11 protein-coding genes are annotated in these 12,466 nt (G+C 62.9%); 7 read left to right on the top strand and 4 right to left on the bottom strand.

From position 1 onward, the window contains the following. The first annotated feature begins 94 nt into the window (after positions 1 to 94). The 6 genes from AC3B5Q_RS03835 (at position 95) to AC3B5Q_RS03810 (ending at position 5,898) form a co-directional block, all read left to right on the top strand. Positions 95 to 994 (top strand): chemotaxis protein, encoded by a 900-nt coding sequence (locus AC3B5Q_RS03835; protein WP_021781736.1) that lies wholly within the window; start codon positions 95 to 97, stop codon positions 992 to 994. Between the two features lie 88 nt (positions 995 to 1,082). Next, on the top strand, positions 1,083 to 1,394 hold the full coding sequence (locus tag AC3B5Q_RS03830; protein WP_392504111.1) for a hypothetical protein: 312 nt from the start codon (positions 1,083 to 1,085) through the stop codon (positions 1,392 to 1,394). After that, positions 1,391 to 2,125, top strand: a complete 735-nt coding sequence (locus tag AC3B5Q_RS03825; protein ID WP_103443506.1) for a YkgJ family cysteine cluster protein — start codon at positions 1,391 to 1,393, stop codon at positions 2,123 to 2,125. The genes AC3B5Q_RS03830 and AC3B5Q_RS03825 overlap by 4 nt, the downstream gene beginning before the upstream one ends. 317 nt (positions 2,126 to 2,442) lie before the next feature. Then, positions 2,443 to 2,667, top strand: coding sequence for a hypothetical protein (locus tag AC3B5Q_RS03820; protein ID WP_488392836.1), 225 nt, complete (start codon positions 2,443 to 2,445; stop codon positions 2,665 to 2,667). Positions 2,668 to 2,872: 205 nt separating this feature from the next. Continuing rightward, entirely contained in the window at positions 2,873 to 4,207 is a 1,335-nt protein-coding gene (locus AC3B5Q_RS03815; protein ID WP_392504108.1) for an OprD family porin, read from the top strand. A gap of 200 nt (positions 4,208 to 4,407) precedes the next feature. Beyond that, complete coding sequence (locus tag AC3B5Q_RS03810) at positions 4,408 to 5,898, top strand: sensor domain-containing diguanylate cyclase (protein WP_392504107.1); 1,491 nt, start codon at positions 4,408 to 4,410, stop codon at positions 5,896 to 5,898. Here the strand turns inward: AC3B5Q_RS03810 and AC3B5Q_RS03805 are convergent. Beyond that, positions 5,895 to 6,371 carry a ferritin-like domain-containing protein gene (locus tag AC3B5Q_RS03805; protein WP_003247307.1) on the bottom strand — a complete coding sequence of 159 codons (477 nt, stop codon included), beginning with the start codon at positions 6,369 to 6,371 and terminating at the stop codon, positions 5,895 to 5,897. The genes AC3B5Q_RS03810 and AC3B5Q_RS03805 overlap by 4 nt on opposite strands. A gap of 200 nt (positions 6,372 to 6,571) precedes the next feature. Between AC3B5Q_RS03805 and AC3B5Q_RS03800 the strand changes: the two genes are divergently transcribed. Then, a complete protein-coding gene (locus tag AC3B5Q_RS03800; RefSeq protein ID WP_021781730.1) occupies positions 6,572 to 6,793 on the top strand; it encodes a DUF3820 family protein in 222 nt (73 codons plus the stop codon). 59 nt (positions 6,794 to 6,852) lie between these two features. On the opposite strand, the gene AC3B5Q_RS03795 is transcribed toward AC3B5Q_RS03800, so the two are convergent. From AC3B5Q_RS03795 to ptsP, 3 genes are read right to left on the bottom strand one after another with little or no spacing between them, the layout of a single operon-like run. Beyond that, the gene (locus AC3B5Q_RS03795; RefSeq protein WP_103443503.1) at positions 6,853 to 8,595 is read right to left on the bottom strand and encodes a PTS fructose-like transporter subunit IIB; all 1,743 of its coding nucleotides are present in this window, start codon (positions 8,593 to 8,595) and stop codon (positions 6,853 to 6,855) included. After that, the gene (gene pfkB, locus AC3B5Q_RS03790) at positions 8,592 to 9,539 is read right to left on the bottom strand and encodes a 1-phosphofructokinase (protein WP_021781728.1); all 948 of its coding nucleotides are present in this window, start codon (positions 9,537 to 9,539) and stop codon (positions 8,592 to 8,594) included. The genes AC3B5Q_RS03795 and pfkB overlap by 4 nt, the downstream gene beginning before the upstream one ends. Continuing rightward, entirely contained in the window at positions 9,540 to 12,392 is a 2,853-nt protein-coding gene (ptsP, locus tag AC3B5Q_RS03785) for a phosphoenolpyruvate--protein phosphotransferase (protein WP_488392835.1), read from the bottom strand. It lies immediately after the preceding gene. Positions 12,393 to 12,466: the final 74 nt, after the last annotated feature.

The raw sequence follows: 12,466 nt of genomic DNA, 5'->3' as shown, positions 1-12,466 counted from the left end.
ACCAAGGCGAACCCATCAACTACCATCAATACCCTAAAGCCAGCCGTCAAAGAGCCGATAACCGGTTATCCCCTGCTCCCCACCGAAGGTCACCATGGCCACGCAAAATGCCCGCGCGGATTCGCTATCCCTGCTGCTGTTCACCCTGCGCAGCGGTAAGCTGATGGCAATCAACCTGCTCAAGGTCAGCGAGATCATACCCTGCCCGCCGCTGACCAAGCTGCCCGAGTCGCACCCCCATGTAAAAGGCGTGGCAACCCTGCGCGGCCACTCGCTGTCGGTCATCGACCTGTCCCGCGCCATTGGCGAACAACCGCTGGCCGACCCACAGGGTGGCTGCCTGATCGTTACCGAGATCAGCCGTTCGCGCCAAGGCCTGCATGTACAGGCAGTCAGCCGCATCGTGCATTGCCTGAGCACCGACATCAAACCGCCACCCTACGCCTCAGGCACCCGCTCGTTCATCACCGGCGTGACGCGCGTCGACAACACCCTGGTGCAGGTGCTGGACATCGAAAAAGTCATACACGCCATCGCCCCGCCCGTCGCCGAGCCGGCGCACGGCACCTTGAACGAAGAAGATGCCAGCCTGCTGGCCGCCGCCAATATCCTGGTGGTGGACGACAGCCAGGTGGCCTTGCAACAGTCGGTGCACACCCTGCGCAACCTCGGTATCGAATGCCACACCGCGCGCAGCGCCAAAGACGCCATAAACGTGCTGCTGGAACTGCAAGGCACCGCGCAGGAGATCAACATCATCGTCTCCGACATCGAAATGAGCGAGATGGACGGCTACGCCTTCACCCGCACGCTGCGTGAAACCCCTGACTTCCAGCACCTGTACGTGCTGTTGCATACCTCGCTGGACAGTGCCATGAGCAGTGAAAAGGCGACCCAGGCCGGGGCCAATGCCATCCTTACCAAGTTCTCCTCGCCAGAGCTGACCGATTGTCTGGTGGTGGCCGCGCGTACCGTGGTGTTCGCCGAGCACTGATATATTCAGCGACAAACTCCCCGGCTGGCCGCCGGGGGTGACTCGGGCATAATTCGCGCCCCTCGCAAGAAAATTGCCGGAATCACATATGAAGCTTCTCAGCTCTATCCTGATCAGCTGTGCCCTCTTCAGCGGTATTGCCCAGGCCTCCAGTAGTCAGGCCTGGAACGAGCAGCGCCAGCAGATGCTCAAGGCCTGCCTGACCGCAAGCCAGTTCAAGAACGCCCACGCTCGCGGCAAGCCCGCCGAGTTCGATGACCAGGCAGGCATGAGTGCCCTGCTGATCGAAGGCGTCTACCCACAAAAGCACATGCAGCAGCGCACCGGCACCGAGCTGTGTCTGTACGATCGCCAGCACCAGCGTGCCTTTGTCAGCGAGTGGAGCCCGGAAGCCAGGTGACCGACCGCTTACGTTTCGGCTGTACCGGCTGCGGCAAATGCTGCACCGGCCACCATGTGCCACTGACGCTGGCCGAAGCTCGTCGCTGGGCGGACGATGCCGGCCAGGTGGTGGTACTGATCGAAGCCTTCGTCGTGGACGGCCCTGGCATGCCGCTGGAGCAGCGTGACCATGTGCTGCGACGCTCCCATCCGGTGCATTGCGGCGAGGGCGAGGTACGCGTCTCGGTGACCTTTGCTGCATTCAACCCCGGACGTTGTCGTAACCTCGACGCCAACGACCTCTGCACCATCTATGAGCAGCGCCCGCTGGTCTGTCGCATCTATCCGGTAGAAATCAACCCGCATATTCCATTGCGGCCAGACAGCAAGGACTGCCCGCCGGAGGCCTGGCAACAGGGGCCGGAACTGATTCACGGCACGCAACTGGTCGATGTGGAACTGCAGGCGCTGGTCCAGGCTTCGCGCCAGGCCGACCGCGATGACATTGCCGCCAAGGTCGCGGTATGTCAGGCATTGGGCATGACTACCAGTGCGCTAAAAGGTAACGGGTTTACCGCTTACTTGCCGGATATGGGGGCGTTTGCTGCGGCGCTGGCGCAGGTGCCGGGGAATGAAGGGACGCAGTGGACCGTGCATGTGCAGGATGAAGCGCTGACGGCGAGCTTGCAGGCACTGGGTTTGCGCACGACCAATGAAACCCCGGTGTATTACGCCTTTATCGGCTTTTAGCCTGATCACCTTGCCCAAGGCCACGCACGAAAAAGCGACCGGATAGCTGGCTGACGGCCAGCTACAAAGCTGCCGTTGGCTTTCTTCGAACACCACCGTAGCGCTGTGAACCGCCTCGGGGGACGAGCCCATCTATTACAAAAAGTACGCAGGCGCTCTAGCACGGGGCTTTCGCCAAAAGTCCCATTGACTCCCCCAAGGATCGTTACTTTTTGCGCAACAGTGCTTATCGCACTTCGCTCTGTTTCGAGTGCACTGAAAGGACTAACTTTACCCCTGTCCTCATTAGCACTTGCACCGCAAGAAGGTAGTTTCAAATGTCCAGCAGTATGGGTATTGCCAGCGTCTTCGTCCTGTCTTCCCTGTTGTTGTCGCCCCTGGCCATGGCCGAAGAATCCCCGGCTTTCGTCGCCCGCAGTGCAGAACTCGCGGCTGTCCATCAAGAGGCCCGTGACGCTGTAGCCGCAAACAAGGCAGATACCGCAAAAGGCGCTAAACAGACAGCTTCCAAAGTTACTGTCGATGCCAATGCCGACAGCTGATCAGGCGCTGTCGCTGCTCCCGCTTTCCCTTGGCTACGCCATGGGCACCTCCAGTGCCGATATGTTAGCCTTTTAAAGGCCGCTGCCAATCAGCGGCTTTTTTTATGTGCTTCAACTCTCAGCCTGGTTGTAACGTCCACCTATAAAAAGACGCACATTCAAATATAAAAACTGCCCCACCGTCATACCAAAGGAGCTAGTACCGGTGCCTTCCGCGTTTCGTTTTACCCCGCTTTTCATTGCGTTGACTGCAACGATCCCTTTCGCCGCCCAGGCAGATGAAGACAAGGCTGATGGCTTCATCGAAGGTTCGTCCTTCAACCTGCATTTTCGTAATGCCTACTTCAACCGCGACAACCACAACGCCGGCGTGCGCGACACCCGCGAGTGGGGCCAGGGCGCGGTTGCGCGTTTCGAGTCGGGCTACACCCCAGGTGTGATCGGCTTTGGCCTGGATGCTCATGCCATGCTGGGCCTGAAGCTCGACGGCGGCGGCGGCCATGCCGGCACCAGCATCCTGCCCAAACACATCAAGGACGACAGCGAGCTGGGCGCTGCCCCGCATTCGTTCTCCACTGCCGGTGCTGCGGTCAAGCTCAAGGCCTTCGACACCGAGCTGAAAGCCGGTGACCTGTTCCTCACCAACCCGGTGATCGCCGGCGGCGAAACGCGCATGCTGCCGCAAACCTTCCGCGGTGTAAGCCTGACCAACACCAGCATCGACGGCCTGTTGCTCGAAGGCGGCCAGGTCAGCTTCACCCACCCGTACAACCAGAGCGGCCACCGCCGCATCGACACCTACTACGGGTCACTGGACGAGCACGACAAGAGCAAGCACCTGAACTGGGCCGGCGCGTCGTGGAGCGGTACCGAGCACATCACCGCCAACCTGTACGCCGCCGAGCTGAAGGACATCTGGAACCAGTATTACGCGGACTTCGACTACACCTATGTGGTCAATGACCTGGTCAGCCTGAACCCGGGCGTGCACTTCTATCACACCCAGGACACCGGCCAGGCCCTGCTAGGCAAGATCGACAACAACACCTACAGCGTGCACTTCACCGTCAACGCAGGCTTCCACAGCGTCACCGCCGCCTACCAGCGAGTGAACGGCAACACGCCATTCGACTACATCAACCTGGGCGACAGCGTGTACCTGGACAACTCGCGCATGTACTCGGACTTCAACGCGCCGAACGAGCGCTCGTGGAAACTGCAGTACGGCTATGACTTCGCCGGTGTCGGCGTGCCTGGTTTGAGCACCTCGCTGTCGTATTCGCGCGGTGAGGCCGACCTGACCAAGGCCACTCAGGACACCACTCACTACAATTACTACCGTGAAGATGGCAAGAACGCCATGCACTGGGAACGCGACCTGGACGTGAAGTACGTGTTCCAGGAAGGCGACCTCAAGGACCTGTCGGTGCTGGTGCGCTATGCCACCCACCGCGGCAGCCAGGGTTATGCGTCGATCGACAGCAACAGCGACAACGATGAACTGCGGGTCATCGTCGATTACCCACTGAACGTGTTCTGATCTTTTGCTGCCAGTGTAGGAGCGGGTTCACCCGCGAAGAAGGCTTCGCCGGTGTTCGCGGGTAAACCCGCTCCTACAGAGGTACACGGCAAATAGAAAAGTACAGTACACCGTGCTTCCGTCGGACAAATCTTGTCCGACAATGCCCGCTTCCCTAGAATGTTGCCGCCGCGAATGGCCCTGCCCACGCAGTAGCGAGCATGCCCACCCAATCCCCGCGTTTCGCAGTCTACAGGTCGCACCCCGAGCTGATCCTCAACCTGGGCAGTTGCCTTGCCGTGCTCGCCATCGTGGCCATCGTCAGCTACCTGCTTGACCGCGAGCGCGAAAGTGTCGAACAGTCGGCGTTGCGCTCGTCGAACAACATCGTCCAGCTGATCGAAAGCGACATCCTGCGCAACGTCGAACTCTACGATCAGTCACTGCAAGGCCTGATCTGGGCCGTCGGGCGCAAGGAACTGCCGGAAGTCCCCGGCCCGATACGCCAGCGCCTGCTGTTCAATGAAGCCTTCGTCGACCGCAAGCGGGGTGACGTGCTGTGGCTGGACAAGCAAGGCAATGTCGTCGGCGACTCCACCAGCAGCGTGCCACGCAAGGCCAACTTCGGCCATACCGGGGTGTTCAAGGCTCACCAGCAGAATGCCAACCTCGGCTTGCTGGTAGGGCCCCCTTTCAAGGCCAAGCTTGGCGACCTGGACTGGTGTATCAGCTTCAGCCGACGCATCTCCGGCCCCAATGGCGAGTTCGCCGGGTTGGCAGCGGGTGCGCTGCGCCTGTCGTACTTCAGTGAGTTGTTCCAGCGCCTGGACATTGGCCACGACAGCAGCATCAACCTGTTCAATACCGACGGGCAGTTGCTCGTCCGCCAGCCCTATCGCGCGCAGGACCCGCTGATTGGAACCTCCTACACCGAAAGGCCCAATTTCAAGCGCATCATCGCTGAACAGAGCGGTACCTTCACCGCCCGCTCCGACATCAACGGCAAGCTCCGCATGTTCACCTTCGCCCGGGTCGCGCAACTGCCCCTGATCGTGCTGGTGGTGCACTCGGCCGACGAGGTGTTCGAGTCCTGGCGCCGCACCGCCATTGTCGTCAGCGTCGCCACCGGCGGTCTGTGCGTGGGCATTCTCTGGCTGACGTTGCTCTTGGGCCGCGAACTGCGCCGCCGCCACGAGGCCGAAGAAGACCTGGCTATGCTCGCCTCCACCGATAGCCTGACTGGCCTGGCCAACCGTCGCAGGCTGGACCATGTGCTGCGCCAGGAATGGGCCCGCGCCCAACGTAACCGTAAACCACTGGCGGTACTGATGGTGGATGTGGACCACTTCAAGGCATTCAACCAGCGCCATGGTCACGCCGGTGGCGACCATGCCTTGCGCGAAGTGGCCAAGGCCATCGAGGCATGCATTCGCCGCCCGGCGGACCTGGCCGCGCGTTACGGTGGGGAGGAGTTTCAGGTCGTGCTGCCGGAAACCGATCTGGCCGGGGCCCAGCTACTGGCTGAACGCATCCGCGCCAGCGTCGAGGCGCTGGCGCCGTTTGCGGATGATGCCCACGCAGTAACCGTGAGCATCGGTATCGGTTTGTCCGACACCCAGCACGACCTTGGCAGGGTGCTGGGTGCTGCGGACGAAGCGCTCTACCGGGCCAAGGCCAAGGGCCGGAACCGGGTCGAGGGACCGCTCGACTAGGAGCGGGCGCGAGCAGCGTTGCGCAGGGCCTTGACCTGGTCATGGTTGCGCTGCACGCCTTGCAGCTGCTTTTCCACCAGGCTGTAGGTCATGTCGCTGGCAGTACGGCCCAGTTTCACCAGCTTCTCGCGGGCTTCCTTGTAGGCCTTGAGGGCGTGGTCCTCGCCACGCTCCACCTCGTTCAGCACCGCCTCTTCGTCCTTGCCGGTGACCATCGACTTGAGGTTGACCCAGCCGCGGTGCAGGTCGCCACTGATGCTGGTGGAGGTTTCCGGGTCGCCGCCCAAGCGGCGAACCTCGCCCTGCAATTCACTGGCAGCGTTAGCGCACTCACCCGCGCGCTGGACGAAGAACGCTTTCAGTTCGGGGTTCTTCACATCATCGGCCGAGGCCTTGAAACCTTTCTCGCCATCCTTGCTGTACTCGATCAGGTCGTTGAGTACGTCGATCACGTCTTTGTTGGGGTTGCTCATGGTCGAACTCCTTGGCAGGTGATAGTCCTCTAGGGAATTGCAGTGTTCGTGCCACGCTTACCACAAAAATAAATTACTTTATTTTCAATGAGTTATACAAAAGAGACGACAGCTGATAACGGCGTTCTGCATGATTGCCGCTTGGGGCTTCGTGCAGATTGCAGTATGGTCGGCGCCTTTCCACAGCCAGGTGCGCGACGATGAAGCCGGAAACCCTCGAACTACTGGTGACCCGCAGCATGCCGTTCGGCAAGTACCAAGGGAGGATCATTGCCGACCTGCCAGGAGACTACCTGGCGTGGTTTGCGCGCAAGGGCTTCCCGACAGGGGAACTGGGCGGGTTGCTGGCGTTGATGCATGAGATCGATCACAACGGGCTGGGTGATCTGCTGGTGCCGTTGCGGCAGAAGCATGGGCGCTGAGAGGTCAACGCGGCCTTTGTGAGAGCGACCTTGTGCCGCTCCCACAAAGTGGGGTCAGCTCAGGTACTTTTAACCGGCGTCACCGCCAGCTCCACCCGCTCGCTCTTCTTGATCACGGCATACACCACCGCAGTCAACAAGCTACCGGCCATGATCGCCAACAAATAAAGCAGCGCATGGTTGATCGCGTTGGGGATAAGCAATACGAACAAGCCGCCATGCGGCGCCATCAGCTTGCAGCCAAAGTACATCGACAATGCCCCGGTCAACGCACCACCGGCGATACTGGCCGGGATCACCCGCAATGGGTCCTTGGCGGCAAACGGAATCGCCCCCTCAGAGATGAAGCACAGCCCCAGCGCCAGCGCTGCCTTGCCCGCCTCGCGCTCGCTCTGGGCGAACTTGCGCCTGGCCAGGAAGGTGGCAATACCCAAGCCAATCGGCGGCACCATGCCGGCGGCCATGGTCGCGGCCATTGGCGCGTAGCTCGACGAGGCCAGCAGCCCCACCGAGAACGCATAGGCGGCCTTGTTGATCGGCCCGCCAAGGTCGACGCACATCATGCCGCCCAGCAACAGCCCCAGCAGGATGGCATTGGTGGTGCCCATGCTGTCGAGGAAGTGCGTCAACCCTTCGAGCATCGCCGCTACCGGCTGGCCGACCACGTAGATCATCACCAGGCCGGTGAACAGACTGGCCAGCAATGGAATGATCAGGATTGGCTTGAGCGCCTCCAGGCTGCTGGGCAAGCGCGCCCATCGGGCAATGGCCTTGGCGCTGTAACCGGCAAGAAAACCGGCGACTATGCCACCGATGAAGCCGGCCCCCAAGGTGCTGGCCAGCAGGCCGCCGATCATGCCGGGGGCCAGCCCGGGGCGGTCGGCGATGGACCAGGCGATATAGCCCGCCAGTAGCGGCACCATCAGTTTGAAGGCGGCTTCACCGCCAATCTGCATCAACGCCGCCGGTAAGGTGCCCGCCTCTTTGTAGGCCTCGATACCGAACACGAACGACAGAGCGATCAGCAGGCCACCGGCCACCACCATCGGCAGCATGAACGACACGCCGGTAAGCAAGTGTTTGTACACGCCGGTTTTCTCGCCCTTCGTCGGCGTGGTCGGCGCTGCGGCGTCGGCGCTGTTCTCCACCGTGGCCTGCGCCAAGGCTTTGTCCAGAGTCGCGCGGGCCTGCTTGAGGGCAATGCCGGTACCACAACGGTAAATACGTTTGCCGGCGAAACGTGCAGTGGGAACTTCAATGTCGGCGGCCAGCAAAACCACATCCGCCGCAGCGATGGCTTCAGCAGACAAGGGGTTGCGCGCACCGACCGAGCCCTGGGTCTCGACGGTGAGCTGATAGCCCAGTTGTTGTGCTGCTTGCTGCAGGGCTTCTGCGGCCATGAAGGTATGGGCTACGCCGGTCGGACAGGCAGTGACGGCTACGATGCGGGTGCCAGCACTGCCAGCGGCGGCGGGGCCATCTGTCACTGCAACCAGCAGCTCGGCGTTGGCCGCCGCTTCGTCGAGAAAGCCTTCGCGATCAGCCAGCGCCTGGGATGGCGTGCTCTGGTACAGGCGTTTGCCGACGAAGCGGGCCAGGTCCACCGGCCCGGTGCTGACCACAAGCACCCAGTCAGCCTCGGCGATCTGCGCGGCGCTCAGTTGCCGCTCGGGATGTTCAGTATTCTGCACTTCGACGCTGGTGCTCCAGCCGCGCCGCTGGGCAGCGGCGGACAGCAAGCGTGCGCTCAGTACACTCGACACCTGGCCATTGGGGCAGGCGGTGACTATGGCAATGTTCATCGGCAACCCTCTTGTTGTTCTGTCAGTTGCACGGCCGCTTCCAATTGCACCAGGTGCTCGCGGTCACGTATACCGAAGCCAACCTGGGTAACGGCCTGGGCGGCGATGGCAGTGGCTCGGGTCAACGTCTGCGCAGGCGCCTCGGCCAGCAACAGGCCGTGGACCATGCCGGCCACCAGCGAATCCCCCGCCCCCACCGTGCTGGCAACCCGTACCTTGGGTGGGCGGGCGTGCATGGCCAGGTCACGACTGAACCAACTGACGCCCTGCTCGCCCGCAGACACCACCACGTGTTCAACGCCACTGGCCAGCAGGCGCTTGGCGGCAGCCGTCTGTTGCGCCAGGTTATCCACAGGCAGACCCAGCACTTCGCCCAGTTCTTCGGTATTGGGCTTGACCAGCCAGGGCGCGCTCTGCAAGCCGACACGCAGGGCTTCACCACTGCTGTCCAGGACAACCTTGAGGCCTTGAGCCTTCAACAGTTCGAGCAACTGGCGGAACCAGTCGGCACTGATCCCGCGCGGCAGGCTACCAGCCACCACCACGGCATCGTGACCTGGGGCAATCTGTTGCAGCCTGTGCAGCAAGGCGTTGCGTGCCGCCTCGTCGACCTCCGGGCCCTGCCCGTTGATATCGGTGACGCGGCCATCGGCCTCGACCAGCTTGATATTGCTGCGGGTTTCGCCCGGCACACGGACAAAGCAGTCGGTAAAACCGCGACCGTCGATCAGCGCCTCGAAGGGCTGCAGATTGTCGCGCCCGAGGAAACCGCCAACGGTTACGCTGTGCCCCAGATCGGCCAGTACCTGTGCAACGTTCAGCCCCTTGCCCGCGGCGTGACTGTGCTGCTCCTGGCTACGGTTGACCTGGCCTGGGCGCAGAGCGTCCAGGCCGATGGTGATATCCAGCGCCGGGTTCAGGGTGAGAGTGAGGATCTTGGCCATTCAGTAACGCTCCACCAGCGCGCGAACTGCTGCGGCGCTGTCCTGTTGCAGGGCCTCGCGCGCCAAGGCGCGGGCTGTCTGATGATCGGCCTGGCGAACCAGTGCCTTGACTTCGGCGATGCTGCGCGCGGAGACGCTGAGTTCGTCCACGTCCAGCCCCAGCAGCACGGCCACCGCTTGCGGGTCGGCCGCCAGCTCGCCACACACGCCCACCCACTTGCCGTGGGCATGGGCGGCGCGCACGGTCATGTCGATCAGGCTCAATACCGCCGGGTGCAGGCCATCGGCCTGTGCCGAGAGGCTGGGGTGGCCACGGTCGATAGCCAAGGTGTATTGAGTCAGGTCGTTGGTGCCGATGCTGAAGAAGTCCACTTCGCGCGCCAATTGCGCTGCCAGCAGGGCCGCTGAAGGCACCTCGACCATAATGCCCAGTTGCAGGTCGGCTACCGGGATTTCTGCGCGCAGGCGTTCCACCATGGCCCGAGCCTCACGCCACTCGTGCACCTGGCCAACCATCGGGAACATGATACGCAACGGGCGCTGGTCGGCGGCCCGCAGCAATGCGCGCAACTGGTCTTCCATCACTTGCGGGCGCTGCAGGGTCAAACGCACGCCGCGCACGCCGAGGAAGGGATTTTCCTCGGCAGCGATCGGCCAGTAAGGCAGCGGTTTGTCGCCGCCGACATCCAGGGTACGCACCACCAGCGGGCGCCCATCGAGGCCATCGAGCACGCGGCGGTACTCGGCTTCCTGGGTAGCCACATCCGGCGCTTGAGGGTGGGCCATGAAAATCAGTTCGGTGCGCAGCAGGCCCACACCTTCGGCGCCCTGCTCCACCACCTTGGCTATACCGTTGCTGTCACCGATGTTGGCAAACACCTCGACGGCATGCCCATCCTGGGTGATGGCCGGCTCGAAGCGGTTGGCCCAGGCGGCCTGCAGGCGTTTCTCGCGCAGGTCACGCTCGGCCAGCGCCTGCTGCAGTTCATCCGCAGGCGGTGCGACGCTAACCACACCACGCTGGCCATCGAGCAGCAGCGGCGTGCCACTGTCCAACAGCAGTATCGACGCACCGGCGCCGACCACTGCCGGTATGCCCAAAGCCCGGGCAACGATGGCACTGTGGGCCGTGGCGCCGCCCTGGGCGGTGACAATACCGGCAACCCGGGTGGGGTCCAGGCGGGCGACATCGGATGGACCGACTTCGGTCATCACCAGCACATAGGGTTGCTCGGGTTCAGCCTGCGCCTGCACACCACACAACTGCGCCAGCACGCGGCGGCCGATATCGCGCAGGTCGGCAGCGCGCTCGGCAAGCAGCGCATCGTGCAATGCCTCTTGCTGACGGGCCGCGGCGTCGATCACGGCCATCCACGCGGCCGCGGCGCTTTCGCCCTGGGCCAGGCGCTGCTCGACATCGTCGGTCAGGGCCGGGTCGGCAAGCATTTCCTGGTGGGTGACGAAAATTTCGCCAATGGCCTTGTCGCTGCGCAGGACCAAAGCCTGCAGTTCGCCATTGACGATGGCCAACGCTTCGCGCAGCTTCTGCCGCTCCTGGCCGCACGATTCACCCCGCAAGGGGTAGTCGAACTCACGCTCGACACAGACATGCGCCGGGCCGCTGGCAATGCCGGGGGCGGCACCCACACCCTGGATACGACTGCCGGCCGCAGGCGCTTGCAGCACTTCGGGTAGGTCATCGGCAATGGGCGTGACGCTCTGCGGGAGCGGTTCCACCTCCTCACCCAGGCCTTGTTCGATAGCGGCCAGCAACACCGGCAAGGCATCGGCAGCGATACTCGGCTCGGCGACCAGTTCCAGTGCCTGACCACGGCGGGCGCCGAGGCTGAGCAGCTTGCTGAGGCTCTTCACCGATACCGCTGGCTGCGCGCTATCGACCAGGCGCACACGAATTTCCCCTTCAAAGCCTTTGGCCAGTTGTGCAAGCACCTTGGCCGGTCGGGCATGCAAGCCATGTGGATTGGCCAGCACGACACGTGCGCTGGGCCAGTCCGCCGGCGCCTCGCCGCCCAGTACTTCCAGTACCGCACGGCTGTTGGTGGCCTGGTAGAGCATCTGCCCGCGGCCTTCGATCAGCACTTCGCAAAGACGCTCAAGCAGGGCCTCGTGAGCGGCGCCAAGGCTGGCCAGGCAGAACAGACCGTTGAGCGGCTGGTCGCGGTAACGCAGCGGCTGCTGCGGGGTGATGAAGGCGAGGCCCGGCTGACGAACCTGGCGCTCGCTGTGCAGCCACCACAGGCCCTCGCCCAGCGGCAGCGGTTCGGCCTGCTGGAGCACGGCGGCAAAGCCACTGTCGACACAGTCGGCACGTTGCAACAGGCGGGCACCGCGCCAGGCCAGTTCGTCGAAGTCTTCAGCCGGCAAGTTCAGCCCCACCAGCTGCGCATCCAGCGCCAACGCTTGTGGCGCGCCCTGCAGCAGCTTGAGCAGCACTTCGGCTGAGCTGGCCCGGCGCAAGGCTTCGGCCAGGTCGGTCTCGCCCAGCGCACGGGTCAACAGCTGCAGCAGGCGCAGGTGTTCGTCGGAGCGGGCGGCAATACCAATGGCCAGGTAGACCATTTGCCCGTCACCCCAGTCTACCCCCTCGGGAAACTGCAGCAGCCGCACGCCGGTGGCATACACCAGATCGCGTGTTTGCGGCGTACCATGGGGAATGGCGATGCCCTGGCCAAGGAACGTGGAGCCTTGTGCCTCCCGGGCCTGCAGCCCTTGCAGGTAACCCTCGGCGACCAGGCCGTCCGCAACCAGCCGATCCGCCAGAAGGCGCAATGCCTCGTCCTTGTCGGCGGCCTTCTGGCCCATGGCTATCTGCTCATTGGCGAGCTCGAGCATGACCTTCTCCTTTTGCAGTTCCCGTTCGGGTACTGGAGTATTGTTGTGAAATTCACATAAAGGGCCAGTTCAGC

This window comes from Pseudomonas sp. D5(2026) (assembly GCF_057766845.1).
The sequence above is the reverse complement of the archived record's forward strand: the minus strand, read 5'-3'. Positions and strand labels throughout refer to the sequence as shown.